The organism is Pseudomonas sp. NBRC 111138, assembly GCF_001320835.1.
GTDB lineage: Bacteria > Pseudomonadota > Gammaproteobacteria > Pseudomonadales > Pseudomonadaceae > Aquipseudomonas > Aquipseudomonas paracarnis.
On sequence record NZ_BCBO01000040.1, the window covers coordinates 14882 to 35102 of the forward strand.

At 62.4% G+C, this 20221-nt stretch carries 17 protein-coding genes; 8 read left to right on the forward strand and 9 right to left on the reverse strand.

What is annotated here, in order from left to right:
- Positions 1–149: 149 nt before the first annotated feature.
- From purL to APH41_RS07885, 3 genes are all read left to right on the forward strand, one after another.
- Positions 150–4046, forward strand: coding sequence for a phosphoribosylformylglycinamidine synthase (gene purL, locus APH41_RS07875; protein WP_054897796.1), 3897 nt, complete (start codon positions 150–152; stop codon positions 4044–4046).
- A gap of 4 nt (positions 4047–4050) precedes the next feature.
- Positions 4051–4362, forward strand: coding sequence for an NIF3 1 (locus tag APH41_RS07880; RefSeq protein ID WP_003193986.1), 312 nt, complete (start codon positions 4051–4053; stop codon positions 4360–4362).
- A 309-nt stretch (positions 4363–4671) separates the two neighbouring features.
- Complete coding sequence (locus APH41_RS07885; RefSeq protein ID WP_256220181.1) at positions 4672–4965, forward strand: DUF6124 family protein; 294 nt, start codon at positions 4672–4674, stop codon at positions 4963–4965.
- A gap of 305 nt (positions 4966–5270) precedes the next feature.
- On the opposite strand, the gene nagE is transcribed toward APH41_RS07885, so the two are convergent.
- From nagE to APH41_RS07920, 7 genes are all read right to left on the reverse strand, one after another.
- Positions 5271–6968 (reverse strand): N-acetylglucosamine-specific PTS transporter subunit IIBC, encoded by a 1698-nt coding sequence (nagE, locus tag APH41_RS07890; RefSeq protein ID WP_054918304.1) that lies wholly within the window; start codon positions 6966–6968, stop codon positions 5271–5273.
- A gap of 26 nt (positions 6969–6994) precedes the next feature.
- Complete coding sequence (gene ptsP / locus APH41_RS07895) at positions 6995–9508, reverse strand: phosphoenolpyruvate--protein phosphotransferase (RefSeq protein ID WP_054918305.1); 2514 nt, start codon at positions 9506–9508, stop codon at positions 6995–6997.
- A gap of 30 nt (positions 9509–9538) precedes the next feature.
- Entirely contained in the window at positions 9539–10561 is a 1023-nt protein-coding gene (locus tag APH41_RS07900; protein WP_087149524.1) for an SIS domain-containing protein, read from the reverse strand.
- Positions 10542–11648 (reverse strand): N-acetylglucosamine-6-phosphate deacetylase, encoded by a 1107-nt coding sequence (gene nagA / locus APH41_RS07905; RefSeq protein WP_054918306.1) that lies wholly within the window; start codon positions 11646–11648, stop codon positions 10542–10544. The genes APH41_RS07900 and nagA overlap by 20 nt, the downstream gene beginning before the upstream one ends.
- 22 nt (positions 11649–11670) lie before the next feature.
- Positions 11671–12417 (reverse strand): GntR family transcriptional regulator, encoded by a 747-nt coding sequence (locus APH41_RS07910; protein ID WP_032895423.1) that lies wholly within the window; start codon positions 12415–12417, stop codon positions 11671–11673.
- 262 nt (positions 12418–12679) lie between these two features.
- Positions 12680–13183 carry a murein L,D-transpeptidase family protein gene (locus APH41_RS07915; protein WP_014719790.1) on the reverse strand — a complete coding sequence of 168 codons (504 nt, stop codon included), beginning with the start codon at positions 13181–13183 and terminating at the stop codon, positions 12680–12682.
- Between the two features lie 36 nt (positions 13184–13219).
- Positions 13220–13768 carry an NUDIX hydrolase gene (locus APH41_RS07920; RefSeq protein WP_034128643.1) on the reverse strand — a complete coding sequence of 183 codons (549 nt, stop codon included), beginning with the start codon at positions 13766–13768 and terminating at the stop codon, positions 13220–13222.
- Positions 13769–13915: 147 nt separating this feature from the next.
- On the opposite strand from APH41_RS07920, the gene APH41_RS07925 reads away from it, so the two are divergent.
- The 5 genes from APH41_RS07925 (at position 13916) to purT (ending at position 17158) form a co-directional block, all read left to right on the forward strand.
- Complete coding sequence (locus tag APH41_RS07925) at positions 13916–14518, forward strand: CoA pyrophosphatase (RefSeq protein ID WP_032895425.1); 603 nt, start codon at positions 13916–13918, stop codon at positions 14516–14518.
- A gap of 35 nt (positions 14519–14553) precedes the next feature.
- A complete protein-coding gene (locus tag APH41_RS07930; protein WP_034115859.1) occupies positions 14554–15078 on the forward strand; it encodes a gamma carbonic anhydrase family protein in 525 nt (174 codons plus the stop codon).
- Entirely contained in the window at positions 15075–15290 is a 216-nt protein-coding gene (locus APH41_RS07935; RefSeq protein WP_054918311.1) for a DUF1289 domain-containing protein, read from the forward strand. Before APH41_RS07930 ends, APH41_RS07935 begins: the two co-directional genes overlap by 4 nt.
- 148 nt (positions 15291–15438) lie before the next feature.
- Positions 15439–15906 carry a preQ0 transporter gene (locus tag APH41_RS07940; RefSeq protein ID WP_003193971.1) on the forward strand — a complete coding sequence of 156 codons (468 nt, stop codon included), beginning with the start codon at positions 15439–15441 and terminating at the stop codon, positions 15904–15906.
- A gap of 70 nt (positions 15907–15976) precedes the next feature.
- Positions 15977–17158 (forward strand): formate-dependent phosphoribosylglycinamide formyltransferase, encoded by a 1182-nt coding sequence (gene purT, locus APH41_RS07945; protein WP_054918313.1) that lies wholly within the window; start codon positions 15977–15979, stop codon positions 17156–17158.
- Positions 17159–17279: 121 nt separating this feature from the next.
- Here purT and APH41_RS07950 read toward each other — a convergent pair whose 3' ends face one another.
- Both APH41_RS07950 and APH41_RS07955 read right to left on the reverse strand, forming a co-directional pair.
- Positions 17280–18590: an MFS transporter gene (locus APH41_RS07950; protein WP_003193968.1), complete on the reverse strand. Its 1311-nt coding sequence runs from the start codon at positions 18588–18590 to the stop codon at positions 17280–17282.
- 382 nt (positions 18591–18972) lie between these two features.
- Positions 18973–20211 carry a transporter associated domain-containing protein gene (locus APH41_RS07955; protein ID WP_054898904.1) on the reverse strand — a complete coding sequence of 413 codons (1239 nt, stop codon included), beginning with the start codon at positions 20209–20211 and terminating at the stop codon, positions 18973–18975.
- Positions 20212–20221: the final 10 nt, after the last annotated feature.

The window sequence follows — 20221 nt, forward strand, 5'->3', positions numbered from 1 at the left end:
CAATACCCTGGATAACGCCGTAACTGCAGGCAAAGCGTGCCAACTGACGTTCGGCGGCGGCCACCGGTAGCGTTTCGGGTGCCGTTGGCGAAGGTTTACGCTAGAATGCACGGCCTCAAAGCACACCCCTTCCCGAGGCTGTCCCGAAGATGTTGATCCTGCGCGGCGCTCCTGCCCTTTCTGCCTTTCGCCACAGCAAACTCCTTGAGCAACTGAGCCAGAAGGTTCCAGCTGTTACAGGCCTGTACGCTGAATTTGCTCACTTCGCCGACGTAACCGGCGTCTTGACCGCCGACGAACAGCAAGTGCTGGCACGCCTTCTGAAGTACGGCCCAAGCGTTCCCGTTCAAGAGCCGACTGGCCGCTTGTTCCTGGTTCTGCCACGGTTCGGCACCATCTCGCCCTGGTCGAGCAAGGCCAGCGACATCGCCCGCAACTGCGGCCTGGATAAAATCCAGCGCCTGGAGCGTGGGATCGCCTTCTACGTCGCCGGGCAGTTCAGCGACGCCGAGGCCGAGCTGATCGCCAGCAGCCTGCACGACCGCATGACCCAGATCATCGTCAGCCAGCTGGAACAGGCTGCCGGCCTGTTCAGCCACGCCGAACCCAAGCCGCTCACCGCGATTGACGTGCTGGGCGGTGGCCGCGCCGCCCTCGAGAAGGCCAACACCGAGCTGGGCCTGGCCCTGGCCGAAGACGAGATCGACTATCTGGTCAACGCCTTCACCGGCTTGAAGCGCAACCCCCACGACATCGAACTGATGATGTTCGCCCAGGCCAACTCCGAGCACTGCCGTCACAAGATCTTCAACGCCAGTTGGGACATCGACGGCCAAAGCCAGGAAAAAAGCCTGTTCGGCATGATCAAGAACACCTACGTGATGCACAGCGAAGGCGTTTTGTCGGCTTATAAGGACAACGCCTCGGTGATCGTCGGCTCCGTCGCCGGTCGCTTCTTCCCGGACCCGGAAACCCGCCAGTACGGCGCGGTGCAGGAGCCGGTGCACATCCTGATGAAGGTTGAAACCCACAACCACCCGACCGCGATTGCCCCGTTCCCGGGCGCAGCCACCGGTTCGGGCGGCGAAATCCGTGACGAAGGCGCCACCGGCCGTGGTGCCAAGCCCAAGGCGGGCCTCACCGGTTTCACCGTGTCCAACCTGCAGATCCCGGGCTTTGAACAGCCGTGGGAAGTGCCGTATGGCAAGCCTGAGCGCATCGTCACGGCGCTGGACATCATGATCGAAGGCCCGCTGGGCGGCGCCGCGTTCAACAACGAATTCGGGCGCCCAGCGCTCACCGGCTACTTCCGGACCTTCGAGCAGTCCATCACCACCCCGCGTGGCGATGAAGTGCGCGGCTACCACAAGCCGATCATGTTGGCCGGCGGCATGGGCAACATCCGTGAAGAACACGTCAAGAAAGGCGAGATTCTGGTCGGCTCCAAGCTGATCGTGCTCGGCGGCCCGGCGATGCTGATCGGCCTGGGCGGCGGCGCGGCCTCTTCCATGGCCACCGGCACCAGCTCGGCAGATCTGGACTTTGCTTCCGTACAGCGCGAAAACCCTGAGATGGAACGCCGTTGCCAGGAAGTCATCGACCGTTGCTGGCAGTTGGGTGACAAGAACCCGATCAGCTTCATCCACGACGTCGGCGCCGGTGGTTTGTCCAACGCCTTCCCGGAACTGGTCAACGATGGCGACCGTGGTGGCCGTTTCGAACTGCGCAACATTCCAAACGACGAGCCGGGCATGGCCCCGCACGAAATCTGGAGCAACGAATCCCAGGAACGCTACGTACTGGCCGTCGGTCCTGAAGACTTCGCACGCTTCCAGGCCATCTGCGAACGCGAGCGTTGCCCGTTTGCCGTGGTCGGCGAAGCCACTGCCGAGCCGCAACTGACCGTCACCGACAGCCACTTCGGCAACAGCCCGGTGGACATGCCATTGGAAGTGCTGCTGGGCAAGGCCCCGCGCATGCACCGTTCGGCGGTACGTGAAAGCGAGCTGGGCGATGATTTCGACCCAAGCACGCTGGACCTGGCCAACAGCATCGAACGCGTGCTGCACCACCCGGCCGTGGCGAGCAAAAGCTTTTTGATCACCATCGGCGACCGCACCATCACAGGCCTGGTTGCCCGTGACCAAATGGTCGGCCCATGGCAAGTGCCGGTGGCTGACGTTGCCGTCACCGCCACCAGCTTCGACGTGTACACCGGTGAAGCCATGGCCATGGGCGAGCGCACACCGCTGGCCTTGCTGGACGCTCCGGCGTCGGGTCGCATGGCCATTGGTGAAACCCTCACCAACATCGCCGCTTCGCGCATCGGCAAGCTGTCCGACATCAAACTGTCGGCCAACTGGATGTCCGCTGCCGGCCACCCGGGTGAAGATGCGCGCCTGTACGACACGGTCAAAGCCGTGGGCATGGAGCTGTGCCCGGAGCTGGGCATCACCATTCCGGTGGGCAAGGACTCCATGTCCATGGCCACCCGTTGGAACGAAGACGGCACCGACAAGAGCGTGACTTCGCCGCTGTCGCTGATCGTTACCGGTTTCGCGCCGGTCACTGACATCCGCCAGACCCTGACCCCGCAACTGCGCATGGACAAGGGCACCACCGACCTGATCCTGATCGACCTGGGCCGTGGCCAGAACCGCATGGGCGCCTCGATCCTGGCGCAAACCCACGGCAAGCTGGGCAAGCAGGCCCCGGACGTCGATGACGCCGAAGACCTCAAAGCCTTCTTCGCCGTGATCCAGGGCCTGAACGCCGACGGCCACCTGTTGGCTTACCACGACCGTTCCGACGGTGGTTTGCTGACCAGCGTTGTCGAAATGGCCTTCGCCGGTCACTGCGGCCTGAACATCGTGCTCGACAGCGTTGCCGAGGATGCTGCCGAAATCAACGGCATCCTGTTCAACGAAGAGTTGGGTGCAGTGATTCAGGTGCGTCAGGACGCTACCCCAGACGTGCTCGCGCAGTTCAGCGCCGCTGGCCTGGCCGAGTGCGTGGCGGTGATTGGCCAGCCGATCAACAACGGCGAAGTCAATATCTCCTTCAACGGCGACACGGTCTTTACCGGTCAGCGCCGCTTGCTGCAACGCCAGTGGGCCGAGACCAGCTACCAGATCCAGCGTCTGCGCGACAACGCCGACTGCGCCGAGCAGGAGTTCGACGTGATCCTGGAAGAAGACAACCCGGGCCTGAGCACCATGCTCAGCTTCGACGTCAACCAGGACATCGCCGCGCCTTACATCAAGAAGGGCATTCGCCCACAGGTTGCCGTACTGCGTGAGCAGGGCGTCAACGGCCAGGTGGAAATGGCAGCAGCGTTCGACCGCGCCGGCTTCAATGCGATCGACGTGCACATGAGCGACATCCTCGCCGGTCGCGTTGACCTCAACGAGTTCAAAGGCCTGGTTGCCTGCGGTGGTTTCTCCTACGGCGACGTGCTGGGTGCCGGTGAAGGCTGGGCCAAGTCGGCCCTGTTCAACAGCCGTGCCCGCGACGCGTTCCAGGGCTTCTTCGAACGCAACGACAGCTTCACCCTGGGTGTGTGCAACGGTTGCCAGATGATGTCCAACCTCAGCGAACTGATCCCGGGCAGCGAGTTCTGGCCGCACTTTGTGCGTAACCGTTCCGAGCAGTTCGAAGCCCGTGTCGCCATGGTGCAGGTGCAGGAGTCCAACTCGATCTTCCTGCAGGGCATGGCCGGTTCGCGCATGCCAATCGCCATCGCCCACGGTGAAGGCCACGCCGAATTCAGCAGCGAAGAAGCGCTGCTTGAAGCCGACCTGTCCGGCACTGTAGCCCTGCGTTTCGTCGACAACCACGGCAAGGTCACCGAAAGCTACCCGGCCAACCCGAACGGCTCGCCACGCGGGATCACCGGCCTTACCAGCCGCGACGGTCGCGTGACCATCATGATGCCGCACCCGGAACGCGTATTCCGCGCCGTGCAAAACTCGTGGCGCCCGGAAGAGTGGAGCGAAGACGGCGCCTGGATGCGCATGTTCCGCAACGCTCGCGTGTGGGTGAACTAAGGCCGTGTACAAGCTCGCCTTCTTCGTGCCCGACAGCCATGTGGAGACGGTAAAAACCGCCGTCTTCGCAGCCGGCGGCGGGCGCATCGGCGACTACGACAGCTGCGCCTGGCAAGTGCTGGGCCAGGGCCAATTCCGCGCGTTGGACGGCAGTCAGCCGTTTATCGGGCAGGTGGGCCAGGTTGAAGTGGTTGAAGAGTGGAAGGTTGAGCTGGTGGTGGCGGATGAGTTGATTGTGGCTGTTGTGGCTGCTCTCAAACTTAGCCACCCGTATGAGACACCGGCGTATGAGGTGTGGCAGTTGGCGGATTTTTGATCGGCTGGCTGCATAAACAAGAAACCCGCTGGGCCAGTTTGGTCAGCGGGTTTTTTGTTGGTTGTAAATGCCAATCGCAGGCAAGCCAGCTCCCACATTTGACCCCGTTGTCAGACCGTACCTCAATTCCATGTGGGAGCTGGCTTGCCTGCGATGGCGTCGGTGCAAGCGCCTCAAAACTTTCCGACAAGCCTTTCAGGTTGTCCGTCGGAACTCGCACACCTAACCTTCTCGAGTCGCTGCCAATCCAGTGACCGGGACTGCAAGCCTGAAAAGTCACTAGGAGCCTATTCCATATGGAGTTTAATGATGATCAGCGACAACTTGCTAACTGGTTCAATCTCATCTCAAGCCGAGTCCCGCCAAGCTGGTGATTCACCATCCGACCAGATCTTCACCGTACTACCCAGTCTGAACACCGAAACCCTGCTCGCCAATGCCTCCCAAGACCTGGCATCCGTACAGGCACTGGCGGGTAATCTGGCTTTTGAAATCGACGGCCCGCACCGTGATGCGGTGCTGGGGATTCATCGGATGGTAGAGGGTATTCAGTTGATGGTGGATCGAGTACTGGATCTACACGAAGTACCCATCAGCAACTGAATAAACCACACTCTGTGGCGAGGGAGCTTGCTCCCGCTGGAGTGCGAAGCGCTCCCAGGATTTTTGGGGCCGCTGCGCAGCCCAGCGGGAGCAAGCTCCCTCGCCACAGGGGAAATCAGGCGTTGATCGGGCGAGTCACCAACCGCTCCAACGCTTCACCCAACCCGGACGCCTTGTCACCCATAACTGATCGTTCCCACGCTCCGCGTGGGAACGCATCCTGTGACGCTCAGCGTCACCCTTGCGCAGGGCGGGACGCAGAGCGTCCGGGGCGGCATTCCCACGCAGAGCGTGGGAACGATCGGTCAGGCGTTGATAGGGCGGGTAACCAACCGCTCCAAAGCCTCACCCAAACCTAAAGCCTTGTCACCAATCAACAAGTGCCAAACCCCGCTATCCAGCTGGCTCACACCCTTGCAACCCAGCGCAGTGAGGTCCGCTTCAGACAGCACCGAATCATCCCCCAACTCCACCCGCAACCGGGTCATCGCTACCGCTTCCAGTTGGCGCACATTCTCTCGGCCACCCAGGGCATTCAGCCACTTTTCGGCCTCGTGTACATTCACCGTCACCGGCTTATCCACAGGCGCAACCGCTGCAGGCTTTGCGGCAACAAACCCCGGCATCGCCAAGCGGATTTCATCAGCAATGCTATCGGCCATCGGCCCGACCACCACCTGCAAACTCCCACCATTCCCCGGCCGCACCACAGCCATGGCACCCAGCGCTTTCAACTCTGCATCCACCGCCTTGTTGCGATCCACCATGTCCAAGCGCAGCCGCGTGGTACAAGCACCCACACTCAGCAAGTTCTCGGCGCCTCCCAACGCCTGGATATAAGCCGTCGCACGCTGGTTATCGCTCATCGCTTCAGCCTGCACCACCTGGATGTCTTCACGGCCCGGCGTCTTCAGGTTGAAGCGGCGGATGCAGTAGCTGAACACCGTGTAGTAGATCACCGAGTAGGCCAGGCCTACCGGTACCACCAACCAGCCATTGGTGGACTTGCCCCAGCCCAGCACCATGTCGATAAACCCACCGGAGAAGGTAAAGCCCAGGTGGATATTCAGCAGGTCGGTGACCGCCATCGACAGGCCGGTGAGCAGCGCGTGAATCAGGTACAGGAAGGGCGCCAGGAACATGAAGGCAAATTCAATCGGCTCGGTCACCCCGGTGAGGAACGAGGTCAGCGCCATCGACAGGAAAATCCCGCCCATCACTTTGCGCCGCTCAGGCAACGCATTGCGGTACATCGCCAGGCAGGCAGCCGGCAAGCCGAACAGCATCACCGGGAACATGCCGGTCATGAACTGGCCGCCTTTGGGGTCGCCAGCAAAGTAGCGGGTCAGGTCGCCCGTGACCACCGCGCCGGTTACCGGGTCGGTGAAGCTGCCGAACACGAACCACGCCATATTGTTGAGGATGTGGTGCAAGCCAGTGACGATCAGCAGGCGGTTGAACACGCCAAACACGAACGCACCGAGGCTGCCGCTTTCCATCAACAGCACGCCGAAGCTGTTGATGCCGTGCTGGATCGGGGGCCAGATCAGGCCGAAAATCACGCCCAGGCCCACCGCGCTGAACCCGGTGACAATCGGCACAAACCGCCGCCCACCGAAGAACGCCAGGTACTCCGGCAACTTGATGTCCTTGAAGCGGTTGTACAGCCCACCGGCCATCAAGCCGCTGGCGATACCGGCGAGCATGCCCATGTTGATGGTGGTGTCCATCACCTTGAGCGTGGAGATCATCACCAGGTAACCAATCGCCCCGGCCAGGCCCGCAGTGCCGTTGTTGTCACGGGCAAAACCCACGGCAATGCCGATGGCGAAGATCAGCGCCAGGTTGGCGAAGATCGCCTGGCCAGCGTCGTGCATCACCGCGATGTTGAGCAAGTCGGTGTCGCCCAGGCGCAGCAGCAGGCCGGCGATCGGCAGGATCGCGATCGGCAGCATCAAGGCGCGGCCCAGGCGTTGCAGGCCTTCGATAAAGTGTTGGTACATGGCGTGTCTCCCTATTCTTGTTGTTTTCAGCTCAGCGGCCAGTGGTGTTGACAGGCTTGGCGAACGGCCTTGGCGCTGCTCAGGTTGAGCAGTTCCTGGCTCAGCTGCCGGCATTGCGCCGCGTCCAGATGGCGAACGCGGTCTTTGATCTCTCCGATCTGCGGCGGGCTTACCGACAGCTCGGTGACGCCCAGGCCGACCAGTACCGGCGTGGCCAGCGGGTCCGACGCCAGGGCACCGCACACGCCGACCCAACGCCCGTGCTTCGCCGCACCGGCGCAGGTGTGCGCGATCAGTCGCAGCAAGGCCGGGTGCAGCGCATCGACGCGCGCGGCCAAGCCTGCGTGGTCGCGGTCCATGGCCAGGGTGTACTGGGACAGGTCATTGGTGCCGATGGACAAAAAGTCCGCATGTTCGGCCAGCTGTTCAGCCATCAGCGCAGCGGCGGGCACTTCGATCATCACCCCCAGTTCGGGGCGCTGGCTCAAACCCAACTCGGCGCACAGTTCATCCAGGCGCTGGCGAATCTGCAGCAGTTCATCCACCTCGCTGACCATCGGCAACAGGATGCGACAACGCGCCAGCGGCGAGACTTGCAGCAGGGCACGCAGTTGCTGGTCGAGCAATTCCGGACGCACTTGGGCCATGCGAATGCCGCGCAGGCCCAACACCGGGTTGGCCTCGATCGGCAGCGGCAAATAGTCGAGCTGCTTGTCGCCGCCCACGTCGATGGTGCGGATGATCACCGACTTGTCGCCCATGGCATCCAATACGGCCTGATAAGCCTGACGCTGTTCCTGCTCATCCGGCGCGGTACGGCGGTCGACGAAGAGGAATTCGGTGCGTAGAAGGCCGACGCCATCGGCACCGTTTTCAAACGCCACTTGGGCCTCGCTGCTGGAGGCAACATTGGCGGCGATTTCAATGTTCACACCGTCGCGGGTGCGTGCCGGTTGTTGCGCCTGGGCCTGTTGCTGCTGGCGACGCAGTTTTTGCGCGTCGCGTATCTGGTGCACTTCAGCATGGCGCGCATCGGTAGGGGCCAGTTCCAGGCGGCCATTGATGGCGTCCAGCACCACGCGCTGGCCCTGAGGCACATCCAATACCTCGGCACCGAGGGCGACCACGCAGGGTAAGCCTTTCCCCCGAGCAAGTATCGCGACGTGGGAGGTGGCGCCGCCTTCGGCCATGCAGATACCGGCGGCCTGCTGTTCACTCAGTTGCAGCAAGTCTGACGGGGTCAGTTCATGGGCGCTGACAATCGATCCGGCGGGTAACTCAAAGTGCCAGGCCTCACCCAGCAAGGCCCGCAATACGCGTTGTTGCAGGTCGCGAAGATCGTTGGCGCGCTCGGCAAACAACGGCTTGCCCAACGCCAACAGCACGGCGCACTGGGCCTGGATCGCATCACGCCAGGCGTGGGTGGCAGCGCTGCCGTGGGCGATGGCGTCGGTGGCCGCTTCCAGCAGCGCCGGGTCTTCGAGCAGTGCAAGGTGAGCGGCGAAGATGTCTTCTTCCTCGACATTCTTGCGTTGGCGGGCATGCTCGAGGGTGCTGCGGATTTCGTCACGCACCTGCTCCAGTGCCGTGTCGAGGCGCTGCTGTTGTTCGTCGGCGCTATGGTTACCGGTGTCTTCGGGCAGCTCGATGCCGGACAGGCGGAACAGTGGCCCGCACACCAGGCCGGGTGCTGCACACACGCCTTGCAGCACATCGGCTTCCACACTGGCGCGACGTGGCGCAGCAGTGGCTACCGGGGCGTGATGGGCTTCGCTGACCGCCACGGATAGCGCCGCGACCAGCCCTTGCAACGCCGCCTCTGCGTCTTGGCCACGGCAACTCACCCGCACTTCGTCGCCTTCGCCGATGCCCAGTCCCATCAAGCCAATCAGGCTGTCGCACGACGCCGATTTATCAGCGAAGTGCAGGTGCGACTGGCTGCTGAAACCCTGGGCGGTCTTGCGGATCAGGGCGGCAGGGCGTGCATGCAAACCGCCTCGATGGGTAATGCGTACGCTGGCGCTGGCCTCGAAGCTGGAGTTATCCACAGCTGCTTGGGCGGTGGCGGTGGTGCGCGCAGCAATCTGCAACAACGGCTCACCGATCTTGACCGTCTTCAGCGTCACGGGCGTCAGCTCAAAGCGGTCACTGTTGGTCAGGATGATCAGGCTCACCAGGCTCTTGCACTGGCGTGCGATGCGGTCCAGATCAAACTGCACTAACGGCTGACCCTCGCTCACCCGTGCGCCGTCCTTCACCAGCAAGGCAAAGCCTTCGCCATTGAGCTCCACGGTGTCGATGCCCACATGCATCAGTACTTCGGCACCGTTATCAGCGCGGATGGTCAGGGCGTGCCCGGTGCGCGCGACGTGGATGATCACGCCGTCACAGGGCGCGTGCAGGCAATCGTTCAACGGGTCGATAGCGAGACCGTCGCCCATGGCGCCGCTGGCGAACACTTCGTCGGGGACGCGGTTCAGGGCCAGCACCGGCCCACTCAAGGGGGCGCTAAGGGTCAATGGATTATTGTTGTTGGGCATGGGCACGGTACTCATCAGGAAAACGCCGCTTTAGTGCGTGCGGGTGACTTTGCTCAGGTGGCGCGGCTGGTCCGGGTCCATGCCCCGTGCCTCAGCAAGGCCTGCGGCCATCACGTAGAAGCTCTGGATAGCCAGGATCGGGTCCAGGCTCGGGTGTTCGGCGCGGCTCAGCGTCAGGTCGCGTTCGGCGATATCGTCCGGCGCAGCCAGCAACACGCGAGCACCGCGTTGGCGCATATCGGCGGCCAGGCTCAGCAGGCCGGCCTGCTCGGCGCCGCGGGGGGCGAACACCAGTAGGGGGTAGTTCTCGTCGATCAAGGCCATCGGCCCGTGGCGCACTTCGGCGCTGCTGAAGGCTTCGGCCTGGATCGCCGAGGTTTCCTTGAGCTTGAGCGCGGCTTCCTGGGCGATGGCAAACCCGGCGCCACGGCCGATCACCATCAAGCGCTGGCTGCCTTTGAGGGCGTCGACGGCCAGGCGCCAATCCTGTCTGGCGGCGTCACGCAGGCCCTCGGGCAAGGCCTGACAGGCTTGCAGCAAGTCGGCTTCTTGATTCCAGTGGCCGATCAACTGTGCACTGGCGCTGAGGGTGGCGATAAAGCTCTTGGTGGCGGCCACGCTGAGTTCCGGCCCGGCGCACAGCGGCACGTGGAACTCGCAGGCGGCTTCCAGCGGTGAGTCTTCGGCATTGACCAGGGAGATGCTCAAGGCACCACGCTTGCGCAACAAGCGCAGACTGTTGACCAGGTCCGGGCTCTGCCCCGATTGGGAGAAACCAAACGCTACCTGGCCGCTGACTTTCATCGGCGCCTGCAACAGGGTCACCACCGACATCGGCAGCGACGCCACCGGAATGCCCACGTGTTGCATGGCCAGGTAGGCGAAGTAACTGGCGGCGTGGTCGGAGCTGCCGCGGGCGATGGTCATCGCCACTTGCGGCGGCTGGCGGCGCAGGCGGCCGGCGACTTCTTCCAGCATCGGGTCCAGGCGCTGCAGTTGGGCCGCGACGGCGTCGCAGGAGGCCAGGGCCTCTTCAAGCATTTTTGAAGTCAATGGTTTCTCCTTCGACCATTACGTCGGTGAGTGTCAGGGAGCGGTCCAGACGCACGCAGTCGGCAAAGCTGCCCGGTTGCAGGCGGCCGCGTTCTTCCAGGCCCAGGTAGTCCGCAGGAAATTGCGACAGGCGTTGTGAGGCTTCACTGATTGGCAGGCCGATTTTCACCAGGTTGCGCAGCGCCTGATCCATGGTCAGCGTGCTGCCGGCCAGGGTGCCGTCGGCCAGGCGCACGCCGCCCAGGCATTTGGTCACGGTGTGGCTGCCCAGCTTGTACTCTCCGTCGGGCATGCCGGCGGCGGCGGTGGAGTCGGTGACGCAATACAGGCACGGGATCGAGCGCAGGGCCACGCGCATGGCGCCGGGGTGCACGTGCAGCAAGTCCGGGATCAGCTCGGCGTACTGGGCGTGGGCCAGCGCGGCGCCGACGATGCCGGGTTCGCGGTGATGCAGCGGGCTCATGGCGTTGTACAAATGGGTGAAACTGGTGGCGCCAGCGGCCAGGGCGGCAACGCCTTCTTCATAGCTGCCCAGGGTGTGGCCGATCTGCATGCGCACGCCGCGTTGGCTGAGGGCGCGAATCAGGCCGTCATGGCCGGCAATTTCCGGGGCGATGGTGATCACCCGGATTGGCGCCAGGCGCAGGTAGGCTTCCACTTCCTGCATCAACGCGGTGTGGGCGAAGTTGGGTTGGGCGCCGAGTTTGCCGGGGTTAATGTAGGGCCCTTCCAAATGCACGCCCAGCACCCGCGCACTGCCCACGGGGCGCTGTTCGCAGAAGCTGCCCAGTTCACCAAGCACGCGGGAAATTTCTTCCACCGGCGCCGTCATGGTGGTGGCCAGCAGCGAGGTGGTGCCGAAACGTACGTGGGTACGGGTGATAGTCTCGAAGGCGCCCGCACCTTCCATGATGTCCGCGCCGCCACCGCCATGCACATGCAGGTCGATAAAGCCCGGCAGCAGGTAGGGCAGGTCGTTGTCGGCCGGGTCGCACGGCGTGCCGTCAATGGCGACCACCTTGCCGTGCTCGTGCACCAGGCGACCACGCATCCAGCCGCTGGGCGTGAGGATATTGTCTTCAGTCATGGGCAGTTCTCTAAGTTCGCATTCAGGCGGAGTAGTCATGGCGGCGCAGCTCTGCGACAAAGTCGTAGTAGTCGTTGCGGCAGTAGGTGTCGGTGATCTCAATCGGCGTGTTGTCGGCGGTGTAGCCCACGCGGGTCATCAGCAGCATGGCGGTGCCGGGGGCGATGCCGACCAGCGCGGCGAACTCATCCGAGGCATTGATCGCCTGGATATGCTGCAAGGCGCGCACGATGGGCTTGCCGATGCTTTCCAAGTATTCGTACAACGAATTGCCGATGGCCTGGGGATGGGGCAGCACCGAGGCCGGCATGGCGGTCATTTCAATCGCCATCACCGTGTCGTCGGCTTTGCGCAGGCGCTTGAGGCGCGCCACTTTGTCGGTGGGCGACAGGCCCAGGCGGATCAGTTCTTCATGGGTCGGCGGGGTGATGTCGCGCTCCAGCCACTGAGACGTCGGCACAAACCCCTTGAGCCGCAGCATCTCGCTGAACCCCGACAGGCGCGACAAGGGTTGTTCCAGGCGCGGCGTGATGAAAGTGCCGGAGCCTTGGCTGCGACGGATCAGCCCTTGAGCCAGCAACACTTCCAGCGCTTTACGGGCGGTGACCCGCGAGATGCTCAATTGCTCGCTGAGGGCGCGTTCCGAAGGCAGGGCCTGTTCGGATTTCCACTGGCCGGCATGGATCGCTGCTTCAAGGCTGCGGGCCAGTTGCAGGTACAGCGGCGTGGATTGCTTGTCGTCGGGGCGCAGGGCCAGGATGGGATTCATCTGTCAGGTTTCCGATGCGTTATTGGAATGTTGTCGCCCGGTAATGGCCGAAAACTAATACCACTTAAATACCATGTCAATGCTGCCAAAACGGTGAAAATCCCGGTTTCATGGCACTTTAATGGGGCTTGGTATCAAGTGGTATTAGAGAGGTCTTTGTGGCGCGCACAAGTGCAGGGTCCCGCGCGGTGAACTGGTATTCACCGGCAGGCGCTGCCTGGGGCAGGAATTATTTTCGAATTATTTTACGAACGGCACGCGATTACGGCCGAATCTCGATGAGGGTGCCGTCTTTGACCAGGTTCCACACTTCGCGCATATCCACATTGCGCATGCCGATGCAGCCGTCGGTCCAGTCCAGGGTGTGGAACCACTGTTCCGGGTAGTCTTCGGTGTCAGGGGTGCCGTGGATCATGATCATGCTGCCCGGCTTTACGCCTTCGCGGCGGGCGCGGGCGGCGTCGCTGATGTTCGGGTAGGAAATGTGCATGGCCAGGTTGAAGCGGTCGCTGGTCTTGCGCCAGTCGATCCAGTAGAGGCCTTCGGGCGTGCGGCGGTCACCTTCGATCAGCTTGTGGCCCTTGGGGTTCTTGCCCAGGGAGATGCGATAGGTCTTGAACGGCTTGCCGTCGTTGATCAGCTGCAGCTGGTGGGCGGACTTGAGCACCAGGACTTTCTCGACCGTTTTACCGCCAAGGGTTTGCACCGTGGAGGCTGGGGACAGCGTGGCGAACGACAGGCAGATCAGAGCAAGCAACCAACGCATTGAAACGGTATCCCTTTGGCGACATTGGCCGGCTTGTTATTGGGCGGGCTTGGACAGCGGTGGCACAGATTCGCTACGTACCGGGTATGCCTGTTGGCGACGGTCAGCGAAGAAGCATTCTAAGGTACGCCCGACCGTGCGGAAAGCCAGCTCGGACCAAGGGATATCGGCTTCGTCGAACAACCTCACTTCCAGGCTTTCCTGGCCAGCGGCAAAGTCCAGGTCGATCAGTTCGGCGCGGTAGAAGATATGCACCTGGCTGATGTGCGGTACATTGATCAGGGTATAGAGGCTCAGGTTGCGCACCCGGGCGCAGGCTTCTTCCAGGGTTTCACGCATGGCCGCCTGCTCGACGGTTTCGCCGTTTTCCATAAAGCCTGCGGGCAGGGTCCAGTAACCCAGGCGTGGCTCGATGGCGCGGCGGCACAACAGCACTTGGTCGCCCCATACCGGCAGGGTACCGGCGACAATATTGGGGTTCTGGTAATGAATGGTCGAGCAGTGGTCGCATACATAGCGCAGGCGTGCGTCGCCTTCGGGAATGCGTTGGGTCACCGGTTTGCCGCACTGGCTGCAGAAATTCATGCTGGGGTTCCTGGACAATGGGCACATCTTGGCTCGGTGCCGGGCGTTCCTGCAAGTTGTCGTTTCGCGACAGCGCTGCGGTTTTGGGGTTGGGCGCTCGCAAGCTTTGGTGCATGATGCAAGGTAGCCAACAGACCGAGATGACTCATGCTGGACGAGCTACTTCGCCGGGTAAGCAACCACACCCCCCATACCCTGGAAACCGACGGGCGTTTCCCCGAGGCTGCGGTGCTGGTGCCGATTACCCGCAGTGACGAACCCGAGCTGATCCTGACCCTGCGCGCCAGCGGCCTGTCGACCCACGGTGGCGAAGTGGCCTTTCCCGGCGGGCGCCGCGACCCTGAAGACCCGGACCTGATCTTTACCGCCTTGCGCGAAGCCGAAGAAGAAATCGGCCTGCCGCCGGGGCTGGTTGAGGTCATAGGCCCGTTGAGCCCGCTGATTTCCCTGCACGGCATCCGCGTAACGCCCTATGTAGGTGTGATCCCCGATTACGTCGAATACCTGGCCAACGACGCCGAGATTGCCGCCGTTTTCAGCGTGCCTTTGGATTTTTTCCGACAGGACCCACGCGAACATACCCACCGCATTGATTACCAGGGCCGTAGTTGGTACGTGCCAAGCTACAGGTTCGGCGAATACAAAATCTGGGGGCTGACAGCGATCATGATCGTCGAGCTGATCAACCTGCTCTATGACGATGCCAAAATCAGCCTGCACCAGCCGCCCAAGAGCTTCATCAATCTATAAGCCATCGTTCAAATGGCATGCCGTGAGGAAAAACCATGAAATACCGCCTGGGCGACGCCCGCGTCGAGACCCATCCCGACAGTTGGGTTGCACCGAATGCCACGCTGGTGGGCAAGGTCAAGCTGGAGGAGGGCGCCAACGTCTGGTTCAACGCGGTGTTGCGTGGCGATAACGAGCTGATCCTGATCGGCAAGAACAGCAACGTCCAGGACGGCAGCGTGATGCACACCGACATGGGCTACCCGCTGACCCTCGGCACCGGCGTGACCATTGGCCATAACGCGATGCTGCACGGCTGTACCGTTGACGACTACAGCCTGATCGGTATCAACGCAGTGATCCTCAATGGCGCCAAGATCGGCAAGCACTGCATCATCGGCGCCAACTCGCTGATCGGTGAGGGCAAGGAAATTCCCGATGGCTCGCTGGTCATGGGCTCGCCAGGCAAAGTGGTGCGTGAGCTGACCGAGGCGCAGAAACGCATGCTTGAGGCGAGCGCCGCGCACTATGTGCATAACTCGCAGCGTTACGCGCGGGATCTGGTTGAGCAGGAAGAATGAGTACGGTTGAACGGCCTGTTGCCTCGCCGTGCGTGAGTATTTGCGCGCTGGACGACGACGATATCTGCACCGGCTGTCAGCGCAATGTGGATGAGATTACGCGCTGGAGCCGCATGGACAACGCCGAGCGCCGGCTGGTGCTGGGGTTGTGCAATGAGCGGGCGGTGGCGAGTGGGATGGTGTGGATGACCCCTGGGAAATCTGGCGCCTGACAGGCCGCCATCGCAGGCAAGCCAGCTCCCACCCTTGATGTGTGAATACCTTCAAATGTGGGAGCTGGCTTGCCTGCGATGAGGCCCTGCCAGACGACATCCTTGTAATTGTGTACCCTGTGCGGCATTGCCCACAGGTCCATCCTCCATGTTTTTCCTGATCGCCTATATCAGTAGCGTCGTGCTAATCAACTTCGCCTTCTCCACCGCCCCACACCTGGACGTCATCTGGTCCGCCTGGGGTGGCCTGGTATTTATCCTGCGCGACATGGTGCAAACCCGCTTCGGCCATGGCGCAATCATCGCCATGCTCGCGGCGCTGGTGCTCTCCTATATCACCTCCGACCCCTCCATCGCCCTGGCCAGCGCTACGGCGTTCGCCGTGTCCGAGTGCATCGACTGGCTGGTGTTCAGTATCACCAAACGCCCGCTGCATGACCGCCTGTGGATAAGTTCGGCGCTGAGCATTCCCCTCGATACCTTTATCTTTTTCGGCCTGATCGGCGCATTGACGCCGGCGGTGGCGGGCACGGCGTTGGTGTCCAAGTTCGCCGGTGTCACCGTGGTCTGGCTGATCATGGCCTGGCGTATCCGCCGGCGGGCTGTCGCCAACTGAGGCCAATTTTTACAGTTCATGTAAAATGCCGGCCTTTCTCCCCCATGATCCGCTCCCCTGAGGACCTGAGATGACCCGAATCGGAACTCCATTGTCGCCAACCGCGACCCGCGTTTTGCTGTGTGGCTGCGGTGAGCTGGGCAAGGAAGTGGTAATCGAACTGCAGCGCCTGGGCGTTGAAGTGATTGCCGTGGATCGCTACGCCAACGCGCCGGCCATGCAGGTGGCGCACCGTAGCCATGTGATCAACATGCTCGACGGCGCCGCATTGCGTGCGGTGATCGAGGCGGAGAAGCCGCATTTCATCGTGCCGGAAATCGAAGCCATCGCCACCGCGACCCTGGTTGAGCTGGAGGCCGAAGGTTTCACCGTGATCCCCACCGCCCGCGCCACGTCGCTGACCATGAACCGTGAAGGCATCCGTCGCCTGGCCGCCGAAGAGCTGGACCTGCCGACCTCGCCGTACCACTTCGCCGATACCTTCGAAGATTACAGCAAGGCCGTCCAGGACCTGGGCTTTCCGTGCGTGGTCAAGCCGGTGATGAGTTCGTCGGGCAAGGGCCAGAGCCTGTTGCGCAGCGCCGACGACGTGCAGAAAGCCTGGGACTACGCCCAAGAGGGCGGGCGTGCCGGTAAGGGCCGGGTGATCATCGAAGGCTTTATCGACTTCGACTACGAAATCACCCTGCTGACCGTGCGCCACATCGGCGGTACCACTTTCTGCGCGCCGGTGGGCCATCGCCAGGAGAAGGGCGACTATCAGGAGTCCTGGCAGCCGCAGGCCATGAGCCCGATTGCCCTGGCAGAGTCCGAGCGCGTTGCCAAAGCCGTGACCGAAGCCTTGGGCGGCCGTGGCTTGTTTGGCGTGGAATTGTTCATCAAGGGCGATCAGGTGTGGTTCAGCGAAGTGTCGCCGCGCCCCCATGACACCGGCCTGGTGACCCTGATTTCCCAAGACCTGTCGCAGTTTGCCTTGCACGCACGCGCCATCCTCGGCCTGCCGATCCCGTTGATCCGTCAATTCGGGCCTTCGGCGTCGGCGGTGATCCTGGTGGAAGGGCAGTCGACCCAGACGGCGTTTGCCAACCTCGGCGCTGCGTTGAGCGAGCCGGATACGGCGTTGCGTCTGTTTGGCAAGCCTGAAGTGAATGGCCAGCGCCGTATGGGCGTGGCGCTGGCGCGGGACGAGTCGATTGAAGCGGCTCGTGCCAAGGCGACACGTGCTTCCCAAGCAGTTGTTGTAGAGCTCTAAGCCGCCACGCTCGTTCCCACGCTTTGCGTGGGAATGCCTCTTGTGACGCGCTGCGTCGCGCTTGGGGACGCAGAGCGTCCCTAACTGCATTCCCACGCAGAGCGTGGGAACGAGCATGGGGTCAGGCGACCTTGTTCAAGTCGTTATCCCGCGTCTCTTTCAGGCACAGCACCGCAATCAAACTCAGCAACGCTGCTGCCGATACATATCCCCCGACATAACTCAAACCACCCATCGCCACCAGCTTGGTCGCGAAGAACGGCGCCGCCGAGGCCCCCACGATCCCACCCAGGTTATACGCTGCCGATGCACCGGTATAACGCACGCGGGTCGGGAACAGTTCTGGCAGCAGCGCGCCCATCGGTGCGAAGGTCACGCCCATCAAAAACAGCTCCAACGCCAGAAACAGCGCCACGGCCCAGGTCGAGCCATGGGTCAGCAGCGGCTCCATGGTAAAGCCCGACAGAATCGCCAGGACCGCGCCTACAATCAGCACCGGCTTGCGCCCGTAGCGATCACTGGCCAGGGCGGCCAGCGGTGTCGCCAGCCCCATGAACAGCACCGCGAAACACAGCAGGCCGAGGAAGGTTTCACGGCTGTAGCCCAAGGTGGAAACGCCGTAGCTCAACGAAAACGCCGTGGTGATATAGAACAGCGCGTAGCACACCACCATCGACGCGGCGCCCAGCAGTACCGGCAGCCAATGCTGGCTGAACAGTTCTACCAGCGGCACTTTCACTGGTTTTTCCTTGGCCACTGCATTGGCGAACACCGGCGTCTCATGCAACTTGAGGCGTGCGTACAGGCCCACCATCACCAGTGCGGCGCTGAGGATGAACGGAATGCGCCAGCCCCAGCTGCGAAATTGCTCGTCATTCAGGCTCATGGCCAAAATCAGGAACAAACCGTTGGCCGCCAGGAAGCCTATCGACGGGCCCAGTTGCGGGAACATGCCGAACCAGGCGCGCTTGCCCTTGGGAGCATTCTCGGTCGCCAGCAAGGCCGCGCCGCCCCATTCTCCGCCAAGGCCCAGGCCCTGGCCGAAGCGCAATACGCACAAGAGGATCGGTGCCCAGGCACCGATGCTGTCGTAGCCCGGCAGCAAGCCGATCAAGGTAGTACATACACCCATCAGTAGCAGTGAAGCCACCAGGGTTGATTTACGGCCGATACGGTCACCGAAGTGACCGAACAACGCCGACCCCAGAGGGCGGGCGATAAAAGCGATACCGAAGGTCAGGAACGATGCCAGCATCTGCGCGGTGCCGGAGGTCTGTGGGAAGAACACCGGGCCGATCACCAGGGCGGCAGCCGTGGCGTAGATGTAGAAATCGTAGAACTCAATGGCGGTGCCGACGATGCTCGCGGTGGCGACGCGGGCGGTCGAGTTGGCAGGTGCGGCGCTCGCAGCCTCTTGGTAGGTGGTGCTCATGACGTTATCCCTGACGGTTATTGCGCGTTTGGACGCGGATTATTATTGGTCGAACACCCATGGATCAGGGTTGTGCGCGGGGCGGCTCGGGATGGGAGCAAACACCGGTCGGACATGGTAAGGCGGTGCCAGGACACGCTGGGTGCGGATAGCACGCGGTCTGGCGGGGCTTGGGTAAGCCGCAGGGATTATAGGAAGGGGGCTAAGGATCCAACAAGGGGCTGGTGAGGATCTATGGCCTGGAACTGGATCAATGTGGGAGCTGGCTTGCCTGCGATAGCATCACTGCGGTGTGATTGACACCCCTAAGCGCCTGCATCGCGGGCAAGCCCGGCTCCCACACAAGTCAGCTCCCACATTGACCGGGTTGAGCCTGCTGAGGTCAGGCAGCGACTGGCACGTGGCTGGTATGCCAGATCAATACTTTGCTCACCCGGTTGTCTTCGGTCTCGAGGATTTCCAGGCGATAGCGGCCGACTTTCAGGCAGACCGCGCAATCGGGGATGGTTTCCAGCGCTTCGGTCACCAGGCCGTTGAGGGTTTTGGGGCCGTCGCTGGGCAGGTGCCAGCCCAGGCTCTTGTTCAGTTCGCGGATCGAAGCGGCGCCATCGATGATGTAGCGGCCATCGGGCTGGGCTTCGATGTGCGGGTTATCCACAGCCTGATCGCTTTCGAATTCGCCGACGATTTCTTCCAGGATATCTTCCAGGGTGACGATGCCCAGCACTTCACCGTACTCGTCCACCACCATGCCCAGGCGCCGCTGCTGTTTGTGGAAATTCAGCAGTTGCAGCTGCAACGGCGTGCTTTCCGGCACGAAGTAAGGCTCGTGGCAGGCGGCGAGCAGGGCCTCTTTGGTCAGGCTGGCGTCGGGCAGCAGGTGTTGGACCTGCCGGGTATTGAGCACGGCCTGCACCTGGTTGATGTCGCTGTGGAACACGGGCAGGCGGGTGCGCGGTGAGGTGCGCAACTGTTCGATGATGTCTTCTATCGACTCATCAAGGTTGATGCCGTCCACTTCGCTGCGCGGCACCAGGATGTCGTTGACCGTGATGTTGTCCAGGGCATGGATACCTGGCAGGCCGGGAGTGCGGTCGGCGTCGGTGTCGGGCTCTGGGTCGTCATCATGGTCGGGCAGGGGCTCGTCGCTGTTTTTCACCACGCCGGATTTGCGTGCAAACGGGCGCAATAACAGCTGGCTGATGCCATTGAGCAGCCAGGCCAGCGGGTAAAGGATTTTCAGCGGCACGCCCAGCAATGTATTGCCAAAGCCCAGCACTGCTTGGGGGTGACGGGTAGCCAGGGTACGGGGCAGGTAGTCGGCCAGCACCAGCAGCCCTGCGCAGGAAATCAGCCAGCCTAGCCAGGGCCCGTTCTCTGCCCAAGCATAGATCGCCAACAGGGTGCAGAGAATCACCACGGCGGCGCGGCACAGGCTGTTGCACAGGATCAGGCTATGGCGCGGGAAGCTCAGGCGTGCGGCCGCCTTGTCGCCCTGGCGTGTGCCAGGGCGTAGGGCCAGCAGGTGTTGTTGCGCGGCTTCAATGGCGGTAAACAGTGCTGCCCATAGAATCAGCAGGGCAATTACGGCGAGCATCGGCCCTAAGGGCAAGTTGTCCATGATCACTGCC

What these genes read in the sequence shown, in the direction of transcription:
- purL (WP_054897796.1), top strand. Translation starts at nt 150, where the DNA reads ATGTTGATCCTGCGCGGCGCTCCTGCCCTTTCTGCCTTTCGCCACAGC.
- APH41_RS07885 (WP_256220181.1), top strand. Translation starts at nt 4,672, where the DNA reads ATGATCAGCGACAACTTGCTAACTGGTTCAATCTCATCTCAAGCCGAG.
- nagE (WP_054918304.1), bottom strand. Translation starts at nt 6,968, where the DNA reads ATGTACCAACACTTTATCGAAGGCCTGCAACGCCTGGGCCGCGCCTTG.
- ptsP (WP_054918305.1), bottom strand. Translation starts at nt 9,508, where the DNA reads ATGCCCAACAACAATAATCCATTGACCCTTAGCGCCCCCTTGAGTGGG.
- nagA (WP_054918306.1), bottom strand. Translation starts at nt 11,648, where the DNA reads ATGACTGAAGACAATATCCTCACGCCCAGCGGCTGGATGCGTGGTCGC.
- APH41_RS07910 (WP_032895423.1), bottom strand. Translation starts at nt 12,417, where the DNA reads ATGAATCCCATCCTGGCCCTGCGCCCCGACGACAAGCAATCCACGCCG.
- APH41_RS07915 (WP_014719790.1), bottom strand. Translation starts at nt 13,183, where the DNA reads ATGCGTTGGTTGCTTGCTCTGATCTGCCTGTCGTTCGCCACGCTGTCC.
- APH41_RS07920 (WP_034128643.1), bottom strand. Translation starts at nt 13,768, where the DNA reads ATGAATTTCTGCAGCCAGTGCGGCAAACCGGTGACCCAACGCATTCCC.
- APH41_RS07925 (WP_032895425.1), top strand. Translation starts at nt 13,916, where the DNA reads ATGCTGGACGAGCTACTTCGCCGGGTAAGCAACCACACCCCCCATACC.
- APH41_RS07930 (WP_034115859.1), top strand. Translation starts at nt 14,554, where the DNA reads ATGAAATACCGCCTGGGCGACGCCCGCGTCGAGACCCATCCCGACAGT.
- APH41_RS07935 (WP_054918311.1), top strand. Translation starts at nt 15,075, where the DNA reads ATGAGTACGGTTGAACGGCCTGTTGCCTCGCCGTGCGTGAGTATTTGC.
- APH41_RS07940 (WP_003193971.1), top strand. Translation starts at nt 15,439, where the DNA reads ATGTTTTTCCTGATCGCCTATATCAGTAGCGTCGTGCTAATCAACTTC.
- purT (WP_054918313.1), top strand. Translation starts at nt 15,977, where the DNA reads ATGACCCGAATCGGAACTCCATTGTCGCCAACCGCGACCCGCGTTTTG.
- APH41_RS07950 (WP_003193968.1), bottom strand. Translation starts at nt 18,590, where the DNA reads ATGAGCACCACCTACCAAGAGGCTGCGAGCGCCGCACCTGCCAACTCG.
- APH41_RS07955 (WP_054898904.1), bottom strand. Translation starts at nt 20,211, where the DNA reads ATGGACAACTTGCCCTTAGGGCCGATGCTCGCCGTAATTGCCCTGCTG.